The sequence below is a fragment of the Streptomyces sp. NBC_01410 genome (genome assembly GCF_045040195.1).
GTDB lineage: Bacteria > Actinomycetota > Actinomycetes > Streptomycetales > Streptomycetaceae > Streptomyces.
In genome coordinates this window covers 7,024,833-7,044,433 of the sequence record NZ_CP109530.1, presented here as the reverse complement: position 1 = coordinate 7,044,433, position 19,601 = coordinate 7,024,833, and the positions used below count along the sequence as shown (strand labels likewise).

Below are 19,601 nucleotides of genomic sequence, written 5' to 3'. Positions count from 1 at the left end.
CCTGCGCCGGCCGGGTCCCTCCGTGTGCTCTTCGTCAGCGGACGACGTCCACGAAGGCCGGGTTGGTGTAGCACCAGGTGTCCGCCCACGCGTCGCCGTTGCCCGGCTCGTGCGGAATCGGGCCGTGCGGGTCGATCGCCGCGCCCAGGAAGCCGGGGCCGTTGCGCTTGCCGTCGCTGCCGCGCAGCCGTACGTAGAAGGACTCCTCGGCCTTCCCCAGCGGGATGCGCAGCGTGTACCGGCCCGTGCGGCCCCCGACATCGGCCGTGTGCACGACCTTGGTGTCGGGTGCGCGCCACTCGTCGCGGTCGGCGGCAGGGCCGCACACCGCGCCGCGGATCACGTCGAGGTGGGCGAGCCGAGGCACTTCGCCGTGGTGGTTGGGGCGGGTGGCGGTGGTGACGGTGACGTTGAGGACGATCCTCTCGCCGCGGCGTACCCGCAGCCGGCCGCCCAGAGTCACGCCGCGGCCGATGCCGTGCTCCCTGTTCACCCGTACGTCGATGCCGTCGAGCAGCTGGCCGTGGTCGACCCAGACCCGGCCGGCCCGCAGCCCGGCCATTACGTGCCGGTAGCCGTAGCGGGTCACACCCACGTGCGTACGGCTGAACTGGCCCGGCCAGAAGTCGCTGCCGGGCTGCGGCTCGGTGGTGTCGACCGGGTCCGGGAGCCGCCCGGTGTTGTCGAAGTTCTGGCCCGGCAGCCAGTCCCCGTTGCGCCAGGTGTCGAAGGTGACCCGGTGTACGTCCGAGTTGGACGTGACCGAGAAGAGCCGGCCCTCGGCGAGCATGGCGTCCCACAGACCGCCGACGGTCGCGGTCGCCCAGTCGAAGCCGCCGTAGGTCCGGTAGGCCTCACGCGGGTAGCCGGCGAAGGAGTTCTCGGAGGGAGAGTTCTCGTAGTCGCCGCGGATACTGTTCGGGGCGTTGCGGCCGGGCGATGCGGCGGCCTGGGCGCCGGGCGCGCCCTCCATGCCGATCATGATGCCGGGGGCTGCGTCGCGCCAGGCGCGCATCTCGTGCGGGGAGTCGATGCCCAGCCGCAGCGGGTGGTTGGCGAGGACGAGGACGTCGTCGACGTAGCCGCAGCGGCGCTGCTGCTCCAGCCACTGGAGCGCCTTGACGGCGTGGGCCTCGTTGCGAGAGGTGTCCGGGTGGCTGGGGCTGCCGGCGGTGTAGCCGAGGAGCTTGCCGTCGTAGGCCTGCTCGAAGCGGGTGAGCAGCTCGACCTCGTGGCGGCCGGGCGGGGAGAAGACGGTGGCGTGCTCGGCGCCGGGGATGTACCACTCCAGGCCCTGGAAGAGCAGCATGCGCTTGTTCTCGGCACGGGCCTTGAGGATCTCCTCGTGCTCGGCGAGGGCGCCGCCCGCCTTGTGGTGGCCTATGTTGCTGTGCTCGGTGAGGACCATCCAGTCCAGGCCGTAGCGGGATGCCGCGCCCGCGAGCTGGGAGAAGGTGTACTTCGCGTCATGGCTGTAGACCGAGTGCACATGGTGGTCGCCGACGAGATACGAGAGCGCGGGGTCGCCGAGAGACGGGGTGTGGGCCTCGGCCGCGGTCGGCGCGAGGAGGGCGCCGCCGGCGAAGGCGGCGCCGAACAGGCCCGCGCTGCGCAGCAGTCCGCGTCGCGAGAGCCCCTGCGGGTCGAGGGAGTCGGCGGGAACCTCGGGGTCCGCCCAGCGCGGCAGGGGCTGGATGGGTCTCGGCATGGTGTTTCTCCTTGGCCTGCGGAAGGGGCGAAAGATCAGGCGTTCATGAAGTCACGTACGGGCAGGGCGCGTTCGACGATCCTGATGTCGCCGAGCCAGCCGTGCATCAGCTGGTCGAGGGTGCCTCCGTACTCGTAGCCGCCCAGCAGCCAGGGCAGGCCGACCGTGCCGAGTCCGGTGGTGGCGGTGGAGGGGTTGCGGGCGACCTGGCAGCCGTCGACGTACATCGTGGTGTGCTTCGCGTCGTTGACGACGGCGACGTGCCACCACCGCTCGCGCTCCAGCTCATGGCTCCAGTTGGTGACCAGGCCGGGCTGGTTCAGTGGCGCGGCCGCCCACTGGAGGCCCGGTCCGTCGGAGAGCGAGAGGGTGGCGACGGGCTCTTCCAGGTCGCCCGCGGTCTTGCCCGCGGCGCCGAGCGTGCCGCGGCGGCTGAGGATCGAGCCCCAGGCGTGGTGTCCGGCGTCCCAGTCGGCGGGGAGCCTGAGGAAGGCCTCGATGGTGTAACCGGCGCGGAAGGTCTTGGCGTTGAGCGGGGCGTCCTTGGCGGTACGCAGATACGCACCGTGCAGCGGGGGCTTGCCGCCGTCGAAGTAGAGACTGCCGTGTCCCGGCTGGTCGGGGTGGTGGCCGGCGGACCAGCGCAGGGCGTCGGCCGGGGAGCCGGGGACGGGCTCGCGGGTGAGGTCGTTGCCGTGACCCGACAGGTCGGGGACGCGCAGCGCGGGGTCGGCCGGGGAGCCTTCGGGGTGGGAGCCGTCGAAACGCCAGTAGGCGACGGTGCCGGGTACGAGCATCCTCGCAGCGGGGCGGGGGCCGCGCGGCGGGACGGGCGCGAAGCCCGCGAAACGCTTCTCGAAGTCGACGGGGACGGAGAAGCAGTCCTGGGGACCGGTGAGTTCTATCTCGCGGCGCTCGAGCTCATTGAGGTCCTCACCCGCGCGGCCGAGGATCCACGGGGAGATCGTCTCGACGTCGATGGTGTTCCTGGCGAGGTCGAACCGGTAGAGGCGGATCATCGCGCTGCCGCCGTAGTAACGGTTCTGGTAGTTGGTGATGTGCAGATGTACGTCGTTGCCCGCGGCGTTGGTGCGGGTGGTGCGGGCAGCGGGCCAGTAGTGGCCGTTGAGGGTCAGGAAGATCTGGTCGTTCTCGGCGATCAGCTCGTCCCACAGGTGCTTGCCGTGCGCGGAGAACTCGGCTTCGTCGCCGTACTCGTCCGCGTACACGAGCTCGTGCGTGGTGAGGATGACCGGAGTTCTGGGGTGCTTGGCGATGACGCCCCTGGCCCAGGCGAGCGAGGCCGCGGAGGGCCGCCAGTCCAGGGCGAGGACCAGCCACTCACGGCCGGCTGCGCGGAAGAGGTGGTACGTGTTGTAGCCGTCGGGCGTGGCGCCGCCGAAGGTGGGGAGCCGGCGCAGGCGCTGCGGGCCGAAGGCGTCCAGGTAGGGGGTGCGGCCGCGCTGGTCGTCGGTCGAGGACTTGATGTCGTGGTTGCCGGCGACGACGCTGTAGCCGACACGGCGCCGGTCCAGGAGCTCGAACGCCTCGCTCAGCGGCCCGAATTCGCCCGGCTGCCCGTTCTCGGTGAGATCGCCCAGGTGGGAGAGGAAGACGATGTTCTCGTCGCGGCCGTGGTCGAGGATGTAACGCAGGGAGGCCTTGACGGGGGCGGCGTGGATACTGGCGCCGTCGAAGAGGTACTGGGTGTCCGGCATGACGACGAAGGTGAATCTCTGGCTGTCCGGGTCGGGACGCCAACTGGCAACGTTGTCAGCGGACTTCTGCTGGGGAAGCGCCGCTGCGGCGGGCGTGGCGGTGGCGAGTCCCGCTGCCGCGGCCGCGGTGGCGGCGCCCGTGAGTCCGGTGGCACGCAGGAACGTGCGACGACTGGCGGCGGGGAGGGGACCGTCGGGCTGGTGGAGGGGACTGCACATGGACGTCTCCGCGGTGCGTTCGTCGGGGTGCCTTCGTCGGGGTGAACGGTGAGCACGCTAGGCGAAGGGGCCGGGCACGGCGGGGCCGGAGCGGGGACGTCTGGACGAAGACTGGGTGAACGAGGCGGCGGCCCGCTTGTGACGGTGGGTCAGCGGGCCCGGCGACGGGCCTCGGAGGGCGGCGGGATCATCTGGAGCGCGAGGGTGGCGGGGGGTTCGGCCACGCCGGGACCGCCGGCGGCGACCCACTCCAGCACGTCGTCCGTCGCGTCGTCGTCGAGCGCCCAGCCGATCCAGGCCGCACGGGCTCCCCGGCGGCGGGCCTCGGTGGTGGGCTGAACCACGATCACGTTCGCCTGTCCGCAGGGACCGAGGCAGTCGCTCGTACGGACGGCCAGCCGCCCACCGGAGCCCGCGGCGGCCTCGCGCAGCCGGGCCAACTGCCCGTCGTGGTCGGTGCCGGGGTTCTTGCGCGGGTCGCCACAGCAGCACCCGCGGCATACGACGAGGGTGCAGGGGCGGGGGCGGTGAGGGCCGTGGGGGCGTGTCGCGTACGTCGTCACCTGGCGATCTTGCCAGTCGGGGGGATGGGGTTGGGGCGGGGGGGGTTGCCCAGTGCGGCGGGGTGGGCGGGTCCGTGATGCGGGCCGCGGGGCTGCCCGGCGCCGCGGGGGCGCCGTTTGGGGGCCGCTCCGGGGTAGAGCCGGGACTGCATGATTTACGGCGCGTCTCTGGTCTGCCGCGGGGCGCGGGCGTACGTGCGCCACAAATCACGCTCTACGTCCCGACTCCACCCGCTCCACGGCCCCCTTGCGAGGTGACGTTTGTCGGTCCCCCCGCGCCGAGAGGTCGCGCGCCGGGAGGCGTTCAGTTCGCGCCGCGAAGCGGGCGCTTCGGGGGTGTGGGGGCTTTGCCCCACGGGTCATGTCGGCATCGTCGCAGGTCAAACGCTCAGCCCAGGTGCGCGGGAATTCCTTGCTCCCTACAGTAGGTGTGGGGACGGAAGAGCTAGCACCGATCACCGGCAGGGACAACGGGAACTCGCTGCTCTCTACAGAGAGTGTGGAGACTAAACAGGCAGCAGCGCTCAGCAGCGTTAGTACGGGGCGCAGACCCTTGACGACATAGTGAGCGCCGTGGAGAGGCAGGCGGCGAAGATTGCCGCTGAGTTCGCCCAGGAGCTGGACGAGGCGCGCGAAGCCTACGTCTCGGGGACGGACTGACCATGGCCGTTGACGCTCTCGACCCCGGACCGGACGGGAATTAACAGTTCAGCGCGTCGGCAACCGCCCCGTTCGTGTGCTTCCCCCGTGGCGCATGGGCGGGGCTGCTTTGCGTCCTGCCGCTCGTCGCCGTTGCGGTCCCGGCGGAGCCCTGATGGACAGTGGCTGTGACCAGCACGTTCACAACAGACCCTAGCCCGCCTTCTCCTCCAGCCGTCGAATGGCAGGCCGCTCGCGGCCCCAGGCGGCCAGCGGCTGGAGTGCGTCATTGAGGCGCATGCCGTCCTCGGTCAGCGAGTACTCGACGCGGGGCGGTACCTCGTCGTAGGAAACGCGGTGCACGACGCCGTCCGCTTCCAGCTCACGCAGGTGAGAGGCCAGCACCTTCTCGGTGATCCCCGGAAGCAGTCGACGCAGCTCGCCGAAGCGACGGTGGGGATGCTCGTGGAGCGCCCAGAGGATCAGCACCTTCCACTTGCCGCCGATCACCTCCATCGTGGTATCGATCCCGCAGACGTGTCCGTCTGGTGTGCCCGGCCGGTTCAGCGTCGTCATGCCCCATCCTTCTGACGTGCTCGCTCACCCCGAGGTAACCACCCACTACCAAGTGCGTACTTGATCGCCTCCGGACCTGTGACCAGCCTAATCAGCATGGCACAGAACACTGTTGAGAAGACTCCCGTCACGATGCTGGGCCTCGGCGCGATGGGCACCGCACTGGCCCGCACCTGGCTTGCCGCCGGCCACCCACTCACCGTCTGGAACCGCACCCCAGCCCGCGCCGCAGCGCTCGCCACCGAGAGTGCAAAGGTCGCGGACACCGCCGCTGAGGCAGTCGCAGCGAACACCCTGATCGTCCTTTGCCTGTTGGACGACACCTCGGTCGATGAAGTGCTGGCCGGCACCGACCTGGCCGACAGGGACCTGGTCAACCTAACCACCAGCACCCCCGAACAGGCCCGCGCCCGCGCCGAGTGGGCCCGCGAGCGCGGCGCCCGCTACCTGGACGGCGGGATCATGGCCGTCCCTCCGATGATCGGCGTCCCGGAAACCGGCGGCTACGTCTTCTACAGCGGCTCGCGGGAGCTGTTCGAGCGGCACCAGGAGACCCTGAGCGTCCCGGTCGGCACTACCTACGTCGGCGAGGACGCGGGCTTCGCGGCCCTGCACGACGTGGCCCTTCTCAGCGCCATGTACGGGATGTTCGCCGGCGCCGCGCACGCCTTCGCCCTGATCCGCAAGGAGGACATCGACCCCGCGGCGCTCGCCCCGCTGCTCGCCGACTGGCTCGTCGCGATGGCCCCGGCAGTTCACCAGACCGCCGACCAGTTGCGAAGCGGCGACTACACCAAGGGCGTCGTCTCCAACCTCGCCATGCAGGTGGCCGGCACGTCTACCTTCCTGAGCACCGCCGAGCAGCAGGGTGTCAGCCCGGAACTGCTCAGCCCTTACTTCGAGCTGATGCGCCGCCGCCTGGCCGAGGGCAGCGGCGAGGAGGACCTGACGGGAGTGGTCGACCTGCTGGTGAACTGACCAGCCACTCGCAGGCGCAGAGACGGCAGTGTGTCCCGCCCGGTCAGACACCGGGCGGGACAGAACACCTACTTACGAACATCGGGAAGGGCGGGGTGGGGGAACGGCACCGCGGTCACCGCGTCCCGCGCCCGCCGCTTCGCGATGACCGCGCACACCATCAGCTGCATCTGATGGAAAAGCATCAACGGCAGCACCGCCACAGCCGCCTGCGCCCCGAACAGCACACTCGCCATCGGCAGCCCAGCCGCCAGGCTCTTCTTCGAGCCCGCGAACTGGATCGCGATCCGGTCCTCCCGGCCGAAGCCGAGCCGCTTCGCGCCGTACCAGGTCAGCGCGAGCATCGCCGCCAGCAGCAGCGCCTCGACCAGGAGCAGCGCGCCGAGGCGCAGGGGCGTGACCTGGTGCCAGACGCCCGCGACCATGCCTTCGCTGAAGGCCGTGTAGACGACCAGCAGGATCGAGCCCCGGTCGACGTAGCCGAGCGCCTTCTTGTGACGGAGCAGGAAGCCGCCGATCCATCGCCTGACCAACTGCCCTGCCAGGAACGGCACAAGCAGTTGCAGGACGATCTTCAGCAGGGAGTCCGCGGAGAAGCCGCCCCCCGTCCCGCCGAGCAGCAGAGCCGCGAGGAGCGGGGTCAGGACGATGCCCGCGAGGCTGGAGAAGGAGCCCGCGCAGATCGCCGCGGGGACGTTGCCGCGGGCGATGGAGGTGAAGGCGATCGAGGACTGGATCGTCGACGGGACGAGGCAGAGGAAGAGCAGGCCGCTGTAGAGCTGCGGGGTGAGCACCAGCGGTTCGAGGCTTCGGGCGGCGAGGCCGAGGAGCGGGAAGGCGAGGAAGGTCGCGCCCAGGACGGTCAGGTGGAGCCGCCAGTGCCGTAGCCCGTCGAGGGCCTCGCGGGTGGACAGTCGCGCGCCGTACAGGAAGAAGAGCAGGGCGACCGCCCCGGTCGACGCTCCGCCCGCGATGTCCGCCGCCGTTCCCGACGCCGGGAGCAGTGCCGCGAGGACCACCGTCCCGAGCAGCGCCAGGATGTACGGATCGATCGGCAGCCAGGACGGCAGCTTCAACGTGCGGCGGCTCATGTGCTCCACTTGCTCTCGGTTCGGGACGCGCCCTCTCCATGCTGCCGTCGAGAGGGGCGATCGGGAATCCCGTATACCGCTCTGACTGTCATCACGGATCGCGATGACGCGTTAGCCTCGAGGGATGTACGACCCGGCCCAGCTGCGTACCTTCCTCGCGGTCGCCCAGACCCTGAGCTTCACCCAGGCCGCCCGTCGGCTCGGTCTGCGCCAGTCGACGGTGAGCCAGCATGTGCGGCGGCTGGAGGAGGCGACCGGGCGCCCGTTGTTCACCCGGGACACGCACAGCGTGGAGCTGACCGAGGGCGGCGAGGCGATGCTCGGTTTCGCCCGGACGATCCTGGAGGCGCACGAGCGCGCGTCCGCGTTCTTCGCGGGGACGCGGCTGCGCGGACGGCTGCGTTTCGGGGTCTCCGAGGACTTCGTACTGACCAGGCTCCCGGAGATCCTTCAGGCGTTCCGGCGCGATCACCCGGAGGTCGACCTGGAACTCACGGTCGAACTGTCGGGCACCCTCCACGAGCGGCTGGAGGCGGGCCGGCTCGATCTGGTGCTGGCCAAGCGGCGGGCGGGTGACACGCACGGCGAGCTGGTCTGGCAGGACACCCTGACCTGGATCGGCGCCCCGCAGTTGCGGCTGGACCCGGACCGCCCGGTCCCGTTGATCGTCTTCCCGCCGCCGGGGATCACGCGGGCCCGCGCTCTGGAGGTCCTGGAGGCCGACGGCCGCGCCTGGCACATCGCCTGTACGAGTACGAGCCTGAGCGGTCTGATCGCGGCGGCGCGGGCCGGGCTCGGCGTGATGGCCCACACCCGCGGGCTGATTCCGCCGGGCCTCGTCCCGGTTCCGGCCCGTGCGGGTCTGCCCGAGCTCGGCGATGTGGACTTCGTCCTGCTCCACGGCCGCCGTACGGGAGCGGACCGGGAGGCGCGGGGGGCGGCGGACGCTCTGGCGGCGTCGATCCTCGCGGGCGGGGACCGACTGCACCGCGGTGGGTGACAGCGCGCTGACGAGGGCTGCGGTGTCGCGGCCGACGACGTTCGGCGCAGCGGCCTTCGGTACGATCACAACCGTCCGGCCGACCGCATCGACGGCACAGGTACGGACCAAGGCCCCGCACCCGTAGAGCGACGGTGAGCGCACCGTACAGATTCGGTGGAGATTCCGGCCCGGCGTACTTACCGTGGGGTCAGAACCTCGCCCGGGCCTGCACCATGTTGCCGGACATCTGCGCCTGACCTGTGGTGATGCCCATTCGTCCACAGTTCATGAAGCCTCTCCCGCCCCGCGGCGGGGTGGGGTAGCGTCACGGCGCTGTGCGGGGAGCGCCACAAGGAGCAGGCCATTGCGCGAGTTCACTGTCCCACCCATGGCCGCGGCGCCTCAGGTAGGCGGACTTGCGGACGCGGTCTTCGACCATGCCGAGGACGATCCCGAGCGGGTCGCCCTCGGACGCAAGGATGCCGCGGGCAACTGGCAGGACGTGACCTCCGGGCAGTTCCGCGACGAGGTGCTGGCCCTGGCCAAGGGGCTGCTGGCGCACGGTGTGCGGTTCGGGGACCGCGTCGCGATCATGTGCCCTACGCGCTACGAGTGGACGCTCTTCGACTTCGCGCTGTGGACCGTCGGCGCCCAGTCGGTGCCGGTCTATCCGACCTCCTCCGCCGAGCAGGTCTTCTGGATGCTGCACGACTCCGGGGTCTCGGCGTGCATGGTCGAGCACGAGGACCACGCCATGACCATCGGCTCGGTCATCGACCGGCTGCCACAGCTGAAGCGGCTGTGGCAGCTGGACGCCGGGGCCGTCGCCGAGCTGCTGGAGGCGGGCGCGCACATCGACGACGAGGTGGTCCACCGCCACCGGCGGGCGGTGACTCCCGACTCGATCGCCACCGTGATCTACACGTCCGGAACGACCGGCCGCCCCAAGGGCTGTGTGATCACCCACGCCAACTTCATGTTCGAGACCGACACCCTGATCGAACGCTGGGAGCCGGTGTTCCACTCCAAACCCGGCGACGAGGCCTCGACCCTGCTCTTTCTGCCGCTCGCCCATGTCTTCGGGCGGATGGTCGAGGTCGCGGCGGTGCGCGGCCGGGTCAAGCTCGGCCATCAGCCGGTGCTGCAGGCGAGCGCGCTGCTGCCGGATCTGGCGGCGTTCCGGCCGACGTTCATCCTGGCTGTGCCGTACATCTTCGAGAAGGTCTTCAACGCCGCGCGCCGCAGGGCGGAGGCCGACGGGAAGTCGGGCCCCTTCGACAAGGCCGTCGACGTCGCGGTGAGATACGCGGAAGCCATGGAGCACCGGGCCTTCGGGCTCGGCCCGGGACCGTCGGCGGGGCTGCGCATGCAGCACCAGTTCTTCGAGAAGGTCGTCTACGGCAAGGTCCGTGAAGCGATGGGCGGCCGCGTACGGCACGCGATGTCCGGCGGCTCGGGCATGGACCGGCGGCTCGGGCTCTTCTTCGAGGGCGCGGGTGTGACCGTCTTCGAGGGATACGGACTCACCGAGTCGACGGCGGCGGCAACCGCGAACCCGCCGGAGCGCACGCGCTACGGCACGGTCGGCCAGCCGATCCCCGGCACCACGGTGCACATCGCCGAGGACGGCGAGGTGTGGCTGCACGGAGCGCACATCTTCGGCGGTTATCTCGGCGACCCGAAGTCCACCGATGCCGTACTGCACGACGGCTGGCTGGCCACCGGCGATCTCGGGGCGCTCGACGAGGACGGCTATCTGACCATCACGGGGCGCAAGAAGGAGATCCTGGTGACCTCGGGCGGCAAGAGCGTCTCGCCCGTGGGCCTTGAGGAGCGGGTGCGTAACCATCCGCTGGTGGCGCAGTGCATCGTCGTCGGCAACGACCGTCCGTACATCGCGGCACTGGTCACCGTGGACCAGGAGGCCGTCGACCACTGGCTCGCCATGCAGAACAAGGCTCCCCTGCCGCCGGCCGAGCTGGTGCGCGACCCGGATCTGGAGATGGAGATCCGCCGGGCCGTGGTGGCCGCCAACACCCTGGTGTCCAAGCCCGAGTCGATCCGTACGTTCCGGATCCTGGCGCATCCCTTCAGCGAGGAGCACGGTCTGCTCACCCCCTCGCTGAAGCTCAAGCGGAAGGCGATCGAGGCGGCTTACTCGGTCGAGGTGGACGCGCTCTACCACTGACGTGAACTGCCGGGCACGGGGCAGGAGTTCCGCGCCGGGCAGCGGTCGGCGAAGACTCGTGCCTCGAGCCGCGCCGCCCCGGCGACGCCGCCAGGGCCGTCGCCTCGGAGAGCGGCCGCCAGCAGCAGGGGAGTTGATCGCTTCATGGTCCTTCCTTGCGGTAGGCGTACGCGGGTGCGGCCACCGGCACGGGGAGGCGCGGGCGGTCGACGAGATCGCGTACGAACGCGTGGTCCGGCGAGAGACGGCAGGCCGGATCGGTGCGGGTGGCGTCGCCGGTCAGGGCGTACGCCTGGCAGCGGCAGCCGCCGAAGTCCTTGGTGCGCAGCTCGCAGCTGCGGCACGGGTCCTGCATCCACTCCTCGCCGGGGTAGAGGTTGAAGGACCTCGACTCGCGCCAGATCCACTCCAGGGAGTGGTCCTTGACGCTGGGGGCGTCCAGGCCGGGCAGGGAAGCGGCCGCCGGGCAGGGGTGGACCGTGCCGTCGGGTGCCACGGTGAGCGAGAGCGCGCCCCAGCCGCCCATGCAGGGCTTGGCGATGCCGTCGACGTAGTCGGGCACGACCCAGACGAGGTCCAGCCGGGTCCGCCATCGTTCGACCGCGGCGCGCGCGGCGGCGATCTGCTGACGGCCGGGCAGCAGGGCGTCGCGGTTGCGCAGGGCCCAGCCGTAGAACTGGGCGTTGGCGAGTACCTGCCTTCCTGAGATGTGGGGGTCAGGAGTGATTCAGGAGTGATTGCCCAGTGACGCATGGGTGGAGCGGGACTGAACTTTCGTTCACATGAATGTCCGGCGTTCAGTTACGTGCCATAGGGTTGCGTCTTGAGGAGAAGTGGTCAATGGTCCGGACCGATAAGGCCGGAGCTGTATCAGGCCAACTTCGGCGTCGGGAATGCGTCTGCGAAAGTGATCGTTGACGATGGGCGTACCAACCGACGACGTAAGGATCGACCGCTCGTGAGCAAGGTCCCCTCCCTCACCCTCAACAATGGCGTCGCGATGCCGCAGCTCGGCTTCGGTGTCTGGCAGGTGCCCGACGACGAGGCGGCGAAGGCGGTTGGCACGGCTCTGGAAGCCGGCTACCGCAGCATCGACACCGCGGCCATCTACGAGAACGAAGAGGGCACCGGACGTGCCGTGGCCGCCTCCGGAATCGCCCGCGAGGAACTCTTCATCACGACGAAGCTGTGGAACGGCTCGTCCGTGACGTGGACGCGTGACGCCGTCCTGCGTGAGTTCGACGCCTCGCTGAAGAAGCTGGGCCTCGACCATGTCGACCTCTACCTGATCCACTGGCCGCGCGCGATGCGCGAGGACTACCTCACGATCTGGAAGACATTCACCGAGATCGAGCAGAGCGGCCGCGCGAAGGCGGTCGGCGTCTCCAACTTCAAGGCGCCGCAGCTCAGTCGCATCATCGAGGAGTCCGGCGTCGTACCGGCCGTCAACCAGGTCGAGCTGCACCCGCAGCTCCAGCAGGCGGAGTTGCGCGCCTTCCACGCCGAGCACGGCATCCGCACCGAGGCCTGGTCCCCGCTGGGCCAGGGCAAGGGCCTTCTGGAGGTCCCGACGGTCGTCGCGATCGCGCAGAAGCACGGCAGGACGCCCGCCCAGGTGGTGCTGCGCTGGCACCTGCAGACGGGGAACGTGGTCATTCCCAAGTCGGTGACTCCGTCGCGTATCGCCGAGAACTTCGACGTGTTCGGCTTCGAGCTGGACGACGAGGACATGCTGGCGATGGCCGCTCTGGACGAGGGCAAGCGACTGGGCCCCGACCCGGACGGCTTCGACTGGAACTGACGTCCCTGATCGACGCAAAGGGCGTGCCCCTGGCTGCTGTTCAGCAGCCAGGGGCACGGTCAGGAGGCAGCACGTGTCACGTCCGGTCACGATCGTCACAGGCGGCAGCCGGGGTATCGGCGCAGCGACATGCGTCCGGCTGGCGGCCGACGGCCACGACCTCACCCTGGCGTACGTCAGCGACAGCGCGGCGGCGGACGAGGTCGCGGCCGCTGTACGTGCGGCGGGCGCCCGCTGCGTCACGGTGCGGGCGGACGTGTCCGAAGAAGCCGACGTGGAGCGGCTGTTCGACACCGCCGCACGCGAACTCGGCCCGGTGACCGGCCTGGTCAACAACGCCGGAGTGACCGGCCCGCTCGGCAGACTCACCGACACCCGCACCTCGGACCTGCGCCGGGTGATCGAGGTGAACCTCCTGGGCTACCTGCTGTGCTGTCGGCGGGCCGCCCGCGACATGGCGGCGCTCGGCTCCGGCGCCATCGTCAACATCTCCTCCGCGGCGGCAACGCTGGGCAGCCCCGGCGAGTACGTCCACTACGCCGCGACGAAGGCGGCCACCGACGCCCTGACGGTCGGCCTGGCCAAGGAACTCGGCCCGGACGGCATCCGGGTCAACGCGGTCGCGCCCGGCGTCATCAACACCGACATGCACGCCACCATGGGCGACCCCGACCGCCCGTCCAAGGCGGCCACCACGATCCCACTCGGCCGCCCGGGAGAACCGGAGGAGATCGCCGCGGCGGTCGCCTGGCTGCTGTCGCCGGACGCGTCGTACACGACGGGCACGGTCCTGAGGGTCTCCGGCGGCCGGTGACCGGCATGGTGTCCGAACGGGTGGAACGCGTGGACGAGCAGGACCGGGAGCTTGGCGCGGTCGACCGGGACGAGGCCATCCGCAACCGGTGGCTGCACCGGGTGGCAACCGTCGTATGCCGGGACGCGACGGGCCGGATCCTGGTGCACCGGCGACCGGAGAGCGCCGCGCGCTTCCCGGGCCAGTACAACTGGATGCTCGGCGGGGCGGTGGAGGCGGGCGAGTCCTACGCGGACGCCGCCGGAAGGGAACTCGCCGAAGAAGCCGGGATACGAGTCCCGGTCCGGTTCGTCCTCAAATTCCTCTGCCGCGGGACGATCAGCCCGTACTGGCTCGGCCTGCACGAGGCCGTGATCGAGGACGCCCTGACGCCGGACCCGCGGGAGATCGCGTGGCACGCCTGGCTGCCCGAACCCGCGTTGCGGGAGGCACTGGATCAGTGGCCTTTCGTTCCCGACTGCCGGGAGGCCTTCGCGAGGTATGCCGCACTGCCCGGGCGGCGACCGGTCGGGCGAGGACGCGACTGACCCGTAACGCAGCCGAAGGCCGTTTCACGGCGAGCGCGTCGATTCCTCATATTTACGCCCCATATGCCTAGGGTTGGTGATCCGCAGTCCCCCTTCCCCTGGAGTGATCCCATGGAGCGTTTCAAGCGTGCGTCGGTGACCGCAATCGCGACGGCCGCCGTGCTGGCCGGTTCGGTCGGAGTGGCCATGGCCGTTGTCTCCCCCGCGCCACCGGCGACGGACACCGGCCGTGACAGCGCGAGACCGGCCCAGGAACGACCCACGCTGACGGCGAGAGCCACGACCGACGGCGTCCAGGCGTGGCAGGAGTTCCGGGTGTACGGCAAGGCCAGGCATCTGGCGCCGGGTACCCGGGTCACGCTGCAGCAGAAGCAGAGCGGCAAGTGGGTCACCCTGCCCGCCTCCATGAACCTCACGCAGAGGTCGACCTACAAGATGCGGGTCTACCTCGGCCTCAAGGGCCGCAACACGCTCCGGATCGTCGGCGGCGGCACCGTTTCGCCGAACCTCAAGGTCCGCGTGCACTGAGGCCGGCACGGCTTCACCGGAAGGCGTCGCCCTCGCCGCCGTCAGGCGTCCGGCGAGGGCCTCGCCCAACCCCTCTCGTACGATCGGTCAGCGCGAACGCGACAGGGCCGACCGAGAGGTACGAACATTGAGCGGGGCACTGGCACCAGGGCTCTATCTGGTGCGCAACGTCGGCAGCGGGCTGCTCCTCGAGGTGTACGGCGGAGCCAAGGGCAGCGGTGCCAATGTCCAGCAGGGCAAGGACAGCGGAGCCCCGGCCCAGCAGTGGCGGATCGATCCCGTGCCGGGTGGCAGCGGGCTCTACCACTTCGTGAACGCCGCCAGCGGAAAGCGGCTGGACGTCGCCAACGCCTCCACCGAGAACGGCGCCAACATCCAGCAGTGGAAGGCCAACAACTTCGGCGCCCAGGAATGGATCGTCGAGCAGCACCTGGACGCGCCGGGCACCGTCACCGTCGTCAGTTTCATCAGCGGTCTGCTGCTGGATGTCGAGGGCGGCAGCACCGAGGACGGCGCGAACGTGCGGCAGTGGGAGGACACCGACTCCTCCGGCCAGTGGTGGCGTCTGGAGCCGTGTTCCTGACTCAGTCCCGCCGTGCGATGTGCACCGTGCGCGCGGTGAGCAGGTACACGTCCGGGCGGTGGAGCAGGCCCTGCGGGTCCTCGGGGTCGAGCAGCCGGTCGAGCACCGCGACATCGTCCGCCGCCAGCCGTCCGTCCAGCATCTTGCGCTGCCAGTCGAGGGCGCCGACGAGATGTTCGCGTACGGCGTCGGGCACCGGCGCGGGGATGTCGAGCAGGAACGAGCGCGTCCCGCTGGGTGTGAGCCCCGCGGCGGCCATCAGCGCGCGCCAGTCCTCGACCTCGTCCTTCGCTCCGGGCAGCCCGGCACGCATCTCGATGAACCACTCGCCCTGGGCCGCGTCGAGCCTGCTCTCCAGACCCGGGCGGCCGATACCGATGTCGCGCGGCAGCTGACGCGTGGGCAGTCCGCCCTCCGCGATCGCGAGCAGCCCGCCCGGGCGCAGCAGCCGGGCGAAACCGCCGAGCGCGGCGCGCTGGTCGCCGATGTGGTGCAGCGAGTTGCCCGCCCAGATCAGATCCGCCTCGCCCAACTCGTCGATTCCGTCGGGGAGTTCGGCATGGTGCGTACGGACACGGTCCCCGAGCCCGGCGCGCTCGGCGCGGGCGCGGGCCCGTTCGAGCAGCGGGTCGGTGGCGTCCACGGCCACCACTTCCGCGTACGGGAACGCCCGGGCCAGCAGCAGGGTCAGCACTCCCGGGCCGCTGCCGATGTCCAGCACCCGCCGGACCCCGGCCGCCGGCAGCAACTCGCCCAGCCAGGCGCCCACCTGCTCGTACAGGGGGCTCTGGAACTGCGCGTTGCGCTCGAGCAGCCCGCTCATCTCGTCCCAGTCGATATGCGTGGTGTCGTGATTGTCGTGGTGATGACTCATGCCCCCAGCGTCGCGCCGCGGTGCCGTCAGCGCGACTCTTGTTGCCGTTCCGGCAAAGCTGCGCCGGTGCGGTGTTCCTGCGGGCTGATGCCCCGTACCCGCTTGAATGCGGCGCTCAGCGCGAACGAGCCGCTGTAGCCGACCTTTCTGGCCACCGCCTCGACCGTCGCGTCGGTGTCGCGCAGCAGATCCGCCGCGAGCGCGAGCCGCCACCCCGTGAGGTATGCCATCGGCGGCTCCCCCACCAGATCGTTGAAGCGGCGGGCGAGCCCGGCCCTGGAGACCCCGCACTTCGCGGCCAGCGAGGCCACCGTCCACGGGTGCGCCGGGTCGTCCTGAAGCAGCCGCAGCGCCCGGCCCACCACCGGGTCACCCATGGCCAGATACCAGGCGGGCGCCTCGGCGCCGGGACGCGAGAACCAGGCCCTCACCACGGCGATCAGCACCAGATCCAGGATCCGGTCGAGCACCACGCTCTGGCCCGGCTCGTCCCGCGAGATCTCGTCGTCGAGCACCGGCATCAGCGGGCAGTCCCAGACGTCGGCGGGCAGATGGAGCAGCTGGGGCAGCGCGTCGAGCAGCCGGGCGCTGACCTCGCCCTTCATCTGGTACGTCCCGACCAGCATGGTGGCCGCGCCGTGCGGGTCGTTGCCCCAGCTGCGTACGCCCAAGTGCATGGATTCCGCGAGCGGTTCGCCCTGGAGGGTGTGGCAGGTGCCGCCAGGACCGATCAGCGCCGTCGGCTCGCGGGTGACCTGGTCGGCCGCGGTGTACGGGCCCGGGCCGCGTGCGATCGCGACATCGCCGGGACGCAACAGCACCGGGTCACCGTCGTCGGGCATGATCCAGGCCTCGCCCGCGGTCATGCAGAGCAGGGACAGCGGGGCCCGGTCCTCGATGCGTACGGACCACGGCGGCTCCATCACCATCCGCAGGAGGAAGGCTCCCCTGGCGCGCGGTCCGTCCAGAAGTCCGGCGAGAGCGTCCATGGTCCTCAGCGTAGACGGACGCATATGGCATTGAGCCTTTGGAGCATGGAGAGTCCAGACCGTGACCGCGAACCTTGAGGCATGACAGAGAACCTGAAGCAGGAAACGGTGTTGGTGACAGCGGCCACGGGCAAGACCGGCCGGCGGGTGACGGAGCGCCTCGCGGCGCGCGGCGTGAACGTGCGGGCCGGATCGCGCAAGGGATCGGTCCGCTTCGACTGGGAGGACGAGTCGACCTGGGCACCCGCACTGCGGGGCGCGGACGCGGCCTACGTCGCGTACTTCCCGGACCTCGCGGCCCCGGGGGCGCCCGAGGCGATGCGGGCCCTCGGCCGGGTGGCGGCCGAGAACGGAGTCGGGCGTCTGGTGCTGCTCTCCGGCCGCGGTGAGCCGGACGCGGTGGTGGCGGAGGAGGCGCTGCGGGAATCGGGCCTGGACCTGACGGTCGTACGGGCCAGTTTCTTCGCCCAGAACTTCAGCGAGGGCGCGATGTACGAGGGCGTCCTCACCGGTGAGATCCCCTTCCCCGCGGGCGAGACCGCCGAGCCGTTCATAGACGCCGACGACCTGGCGGACGTGGTGGTCGCGGCGCTCACCGAGGACGGTCACGCCGGACAGGTCCATGAGCTGACGGGACCGCGGCTGCTCACCTTCGGCGAGGTGGCGGCGGAGATAGGCCGGGCGTCGGGCCGCGACGTGCGGTACGTCCCGGTGTCCGGGGTGGAATACACCGAGATGCTTCAGCAGTTCGGCTTCCCCGGACCGGAGTCGGAGTGGCTGTCGGAGCTGTTCACGATGCTGCTCGACGGCCACAACGCGTCGCTGACGGACGGGGTCCGGCGGGTACTGGGCCGCGAGCCGAAGGACTTCGCGGCCTTCGCCCGGGACGCGGCGGGTGGGGGTGCGTGGGGGTAGGACCCCGGGGGCTTCGCCCCCCCTAGGCCCGCGTATGCGACGTTCGGCCGCATGTCTGGGACCTGGTGGCGGTCCTGCGGGGGGGGCTGAGGGGTTGACCCCGCCACCCCTATGGTGGGGCCTCCGGTGAGGAGCCTGGGGAGCGGGGGACAGCGGAGGACTTGTGGGCAAGAGAAGGCGCGCCGCGCGCAGCAGAACGAACCCCGCCGTGATCGGCGGGGTGGTCGCGGTGGTCGTGGGCGGTGCGGGGTTCGCCGGGTACAGCATGTACAGCGGCGACGCGGCGGGCGAGGACAGCACATCCAATCGCCCTGCGAAGACCCTCACAGCAGGCCCGGTGAAGGCCGCGGAGGTCCAGGCCACGGCCGACGGGTTCCTCACCGCCTGGCAGCGGGGCGACGCCGCGAAGGCCTCGGCGTTCACGGACCGGACAGCGGCGGCACGGGCCGCGCTGTCCGGGTACCGCAAGGACGCGCACATCGAACAGGTGACGCTGACCCGCGGCAAGGCGTCCGGGCCGAAGGTGACGTTCAGGGTCTCGGCCACGGTCTCGTACAAGGGAAAGAGCAAGCCCCTCACCTACGGCTCCGAGCTCACAGTCGTCCGGGCCGAGGACGGCAAACCGCTCGTCCACTGGCAGCCGTCCGTCGTGCACCCGGACCTCAAAGAGAATGACACGCTGGTCACAGACGGGGCCGGGGACCCGCCGGTCAAGGCAGTGGACCGGAACGGCGCGGAGCTCACCACGGCGAAATACCCCTCGCTCGGCACCGTCCTGGACAACCTGCGGGAAAAGTACGGCAGAAAGGCCGGGGGTAAGGCAGGAATCGAACTGCGGGTGGTCCGCGGGGACAGCGCGAAAAAGAGTGAGCATCGCGCGGAGGAGAGCCTGGACCAGCCCCCCAGCAAGACGCTGCTGACGCTGTCCAAGGGCATACCCGGAACGCTGCGGACCACGCTCAGCGCGACCGCCCAGACGGTCGCCGAGCGCGAAGTGGGCGAACGCGAGCGGGCATCCGTCGTCGTCATGAAGCCGTCGACGGGCGAGATCCTCGCCGCGGCCAATTCGGGCCATGGCTACAACACGGCGCTCCAGGGGTCCCTGGCACCCGGTTCCACGATGAAGATCGTGACTGCGTCGATGCTGCTGGAGAAGGACCTCACGTCGATCGACAAGCAGCATCCGTGCCCCAAGTACGCGTCGTACGGCGGCTGGAAGTTCCAGAACGTGGAGAACTTCGAGATCAAGAACGGTACGTTCCGTTCGAGCTTCGCGGCGTCCTGCAACACCGCCTTCATCACGCAGGCGGGGAAGCTCGACGACGACGATCTGACCAAGCAGGCCCAGCAGGTCTTCGGGCTGGGCCTGAACGACTGGTCGACAGGGGTGTCGAGCTTCGACGGCGCGGTGCCGGTGCAGAGCAACGCACAGATGGCGTCATCGCTCATCGGGCAGGGCGGGGTACGGATGAACCCGCTCAATGTCGCGTCCATCATCTCGACGGCCAAGACCGGCATCTTCCGGCAGCCGTATCTGGTCTCGCCCGACGTCGACGACCGGTCGCTCGCGACGGCCCAGCGCAAGCTGGACGCGTCCGCGCAGACGCAGCTGCACGAACTGCTGAGCTACACCGCGACGTCAGGCTCCGCCGCCGAGGCCATGGCGGGCCTGGGCCCGGACATCGGAGGCAAGACGGGCTCGGCCGAGGTCGACGGCCAGAAGAAGCCCAACGGCTGGTTCACCGCGTGGCGCGGCGACCTGGCCGCGGCGGCGGTGGTGCAACAGGGCGGGCGCGGAGGCAAGTCAGCGGGACCGCTGGTGGCAGCGGTACTCCGGGCGGGCGGCTGACGTCCGCGCTCGCACCGGTGAGCAGGGGAGCCGGTCCGCGTGCTGAACCGGCCGGTTAC

The 19,601-nt window shown here is 70.4% G+C and carries 19 protein-coding genes; 10 read left to right on the top strand and 9 right to left on the bottom strand.

Going from position 1 to position 19,601, the window contains the following annotated elements:
• Positions 1–34: 34 nt before the first annotated feature.
• From OG741_RS32305 to OG741_RS32290, 4 genes are all read right to left on the bottom strand, one after another.
• Entirely contained in the window at positions 35–1,708 is a 1,674-nt protein-coding gene (locus OG741_RS32305) for a PHP domain-containing protein (RefSeq protein WP_405603617.1), read from the bottom strand.
• Between the two features lie 35 nt (positions 1,709–1,743).
• Positions 1,744–3,645 carry a LamG-like jellyroll fold domain-containing protein gene (locus tag OG741_RS32300; RefSeq protein ID WP_405603616.1) on the bottom strand — a complete coding sequence of 634 codons (1,902 nt, stop codon included), beginning with the start codon at positions 3,643–3,645 and terminating at the stop codon, positions 1,744–1,746.
• 149 nt (positions 3,646–3,794) lie between these two features.
• Complete coding sequence (locus OG741_RS32295; RefSeq protein WP_405603615.1) at positions 3,795–4,208, bottom strand: (2Fe-2S) ferredoxin domain-containing protein; 414 nt, start codon at positions 4,206–4,208, stop codon at positions 3,795–3,797.
• Between the two features lie 852 nt (positions 4,209–5,060).
• The gene (locus OG741_RS32290; RefSeq protein WP_405603614.1) at positions 5,061–5,423 is read right to left on the bottom strand and encodes a winged helix-turn-helix transcriptional regulator; all 363 of its coding nucleotides are present in this window, start codon (positions 5,421–5,423) and stop codon (positions 5,061–5,063) included.
• 96 nt (positions 5,424–5,519) lie between these two features.
• Here OG741_RS32290 and OG741_RS32285 point away from each other — a divergent pair, with 96 nt between their 5' ends.
• Positions 5,520–6,401 carry an NAD(P)-dependent oxidoreductase gene (locus OG741_RS32285; protein WP_405603612.1) on the top strand — a complete coding sequence of 294 codons (882 nt, stop codon included), beginning with the start codon at positions 5,520–5,522 and terminating at the stop codon, positions 6,399–6,401.
• Between the two features lie 68 nt (positions 6,402–6,469).
• Here OG741_RS32285 and OG741_RS32280 read toward each other — a convergent pair whose 3' ends face one another.
• Positions 6,470–7,492: a bile acid:sodium symporter family protein gene (locus OG741_RS32280; protein ID WP_405603611.1), complete on the bottom strand. Its 1,023-nt coding sequence runs from the start codon at positions 7,490–7,492 to the stop codon at positions 6,470–6,472.
• Between the two features lie 124 nt (positions 7,493–7,616).
• Here OG741_RS32280 and OG741_RS32275 point away from each other — a divergent pair, with 124 nt between their 5' ends.
• The gene (locus tag OG741_RS32275; protein WP_405603610.1) at positions 7,617–8,492 is read left to right on the top strand and encodes a LysR substrate-binding domain-containing protein; all 876 of its coding nucleotides are present in this window, start codon (positions 7,617–7,619) and stop codon (positions 8,490–8,492) included.
• Between the two features lie 370 nt (positions 8,493–8,862).
• Positions 8,863–10,662 carry an AMP-dependent synthetase/ligase gene (locus tag OG741_RS32270; RefSeq protein WP_405603609.1) on the top strand — a complete coding sequence of 600 codons (1,800 nt, stop codon included), beginning with the start codon at positions 8,863–8,865 and terminating at the stop codon, positions 10,660–10,662.
• Here the strand turns inward: OG741_RS32270 and OG741_RS32265 are convergent.
• The gene (locus tag OG741_RS32265) at positions 10,653–10,808 is read right to left on the bottom strand and encodes a hypothetical protein (protein WP_405603608.1); all 156 of its coding nucleotides are present in this window, start codon (positions 10,806–10,808) and stop codon (positions 10,653–10,655) included. The genes OG741_RS32270 and OG741_RS32265 overlap by 10 nt on opposite strands.
• Positions 10,805–11,224, bottom strand: coding sequence for an SPASM domain-containing protein (locus OG741_RS32260; protein WP_405603607.1), 420 nt, complete (start codon positions 11,222–11,224; stop codon positions 10,805–10,807). The genes OG741_RS32265 and OG741_RS32260 overlap by 4 nt, the downstream gene beginning before the upstream one ends.
• Before the next feature lie 396 nt (positions 11,225–11,620).
• Here OG741_RS32260 and OG741_RS32255 point away from each other — a divergent pair, with 396 nt between their 5' ends.
• The 5 genes from OG741_RS32255 (at position 11,621) to OG741_RS32235 (ending at position 14,915) form a co-directional block, all read left to right on the top strand.
• On the top strand, positions 11,621–12,463 hold the full coding sequence (locus OG741_RS32255) for an aldo/keto reductase (protein ID WP_405603606.1): 843 nt from the start codon (positions 11,621–11,623) through the stop codon (positions 12,461–12,463).
• A gap of 73 nt (positions 12,464–12,536) precedes the next feature.
• Positions 12,537–13,277, top strand: coding sequence for an SDR family NAD(P)-dependent oxidoreductase (locus OG741_RS32250; RefSeq protein ID WP_405603605.1), 741 nt, complete (start codon positions 12,537–12,539; stop codon positions 13,275–13,277).
• An 8-nt stretch (positions 13,278–13,285) separates the two neighbouring features.
• Complete coding sequence (locus tag OG741_RS32245; protein WP_405605872.1) at positions 13,286–13,804, top strand: NUDIX hydrolase; 519 nt, start codon at positions 13,286–13,288, stop codon at positions 13,802–13,804.
• A 111-nt stretch (positions 13,805–13,915) separates the two neighbouring features.
• Positions 13,916–14,332: a hypothetical protein gene (locus OG741_RS32240; RefSeq protein WP_405603603.1), complete on the top strand. Its 417-nt coding sequence runs from the start codon at positions 13,916–13,918 to the stop codon at positions 14,330–14,332.
• Between the two features lie 127 nt (positions 14,333–14,459).
• Positions 14,460–14,915 (top strand): RICIN domain-containing protein, encoded by a 456-nt coding sequence (locus OG741_RS32235; protein WP_405603601.1) that lies wholly within the window; start codon positions 14,460–14,462, stop codon positions 14,913–14,915.
• Position 14,916: 1 nt separating this feature from the next.
• Here the strand turns inward: OG741_RS32235 and OG741_RS32230 are convergent, their stop codons facing one another.
• Complete coding sequence (locus OG741_RS32230) at positions 14,917–15,789, bottom strand: class I SAM-dependent methyltransferase (RefSeq protein ID WP_405603599.1); 873 nt, start codon at positions 15,787–15,789, stop codon at positions 14,917–14,919.
• Between the two features lie 26 nt (positions 15,790–15,815).
• Positions 15,816–16,778 carry an AraC family transcriptional regulator gene (locus OG741_RS32225; RefSeq protein WP_405603597.1) on the bottom strand — a complete coding sequence of 321 codons (963 nt, stop codon included), beginning with the start codon at positions 16,776–16,778 and terminating at the stop codon, positions 15,816–15,818.
• A gap of 81 nt (positions 16,779–16,859) precedes the next feature.
• Between OG741_RS32225 and OG741_RS32220 the strand changes: the two genes are divergently transcribed.
• Both OG741_RS32220 and OG741_RS32215 read left to right on the top strand, forming a co-directional pair.
• Positions 16,860–17,693, top strand: coding sequence for an NAD(P)H-binding protein (locus OG741_RS32220; protein ID WP_405603596.1), 834 nt, complete (start codon positions 16,860–16,862; stop codon positions 17,691–17,693).
• A gap of 163 nt (positions 17,694–17,856) precedes the next feature.
• The gene (locus OG741_RS32215; RefSeq protein WP_405603595.1) at positions 17,857–19,542 is read left to right on the top strand and encodes a penicillin-binding transpeptidase domain-containing protein; all 1,686 of its coding nucleotides are present in this window, start codon (positions 17,857–17,859) and stop codon (positions 19,540–19,542) included.
• Positions 19,543–19,601 lie beyond the last annotated feature (59 nt).

Excerpts from the sequence above, each read along its gene's own strand:
- OG741_RS32305 (WP_405603617.1), bottom strand. The coding sequence starts at position 1,708 with ATGCCGAGACCCATCCAGCCCCTGCCGCGCTGGGCGGACCCCGAGGTT.
- OG741_RS32225 (WP_405603597.1), bottom strand. The coding sequence starts at position 16,778 with ATGGACGCTCTCGCCGGACTTCTGGACGGACCGCGCGCCAGGGGAGCC.
- OG741_RS32300 (WP_405603616.1), bottom strand. The coding sequence starts at position 3,645 with ATGTGCAGTCCCCTCCACCAGCCCGACGGTCCCCTCCCCGCCGCCAGT.
- OG741_RS32230 (WP_405603599.1), bottom strand. The coding sequence starts at position 15,789 with ATGAGTCATCACCACGACAATCACGACACCACGCATATCGACTGGGAC.
- OG741_RS32240 (WP_405603603.1), top strand. The coding sequence starts at position 13,916 with ATGGAGCGTTTCAAGCGTGCGTCGGTGACCGCAATCGCGACGGCCGCC.
- OG741_RS32265 (WP_405603608.1), bottom strand. The coding sequence starts at position 10,808 with ATGAAGCGATCAACTCCCCTGCTGCTGGCGGCCGCTCTCCGAGGCGAC.
- OG741_RS32270 (WP_405603609.1), top strand. The coding sequence starts at position 8,863 with ATGGCCGCGGCGCCTCAGGTAGGCGGACTTGCGGACGCGGTCTTCGAC.
- OG741_RS32220 (WP_405603596.1), top strand. The coding sequence starts at position 16,860 with ATGACAGAGAACCTGAAGCAGGAAACGGTGTTGGTGACAGCGGCCACG.
- OG741_RS32290 (WP_405603614.1), bottom strand. The coding sequence starts at position 5,423 with ATGACGACGCTGAACCGGCCGGGCACACCAGACGGACACGTCTGCGGG.
- OG741_RS32275 (WP_405603610.1), top strand. The coding sequence starts at position 7,617 with ATGTACGACCCGGCCCAGCTGCGTACCTTCCTCGCGGTCGCCCAGACC.
- OG741_RS32285 (WP_405603612.1), top strand. The coding sequence starts at position 5,520 with ATGGCACAGAACACTGTTGAGAAGACTCCCGTCACGATGCTGGGCCTC.
- OG741_RS32280 (WP_405603611.1), bottom strand. The coding sequence starts at position 7,492 with ATGAGCCGCCGCACGTTGAAGCTGCCGTCCTGGCTGCCGATCGATCCG.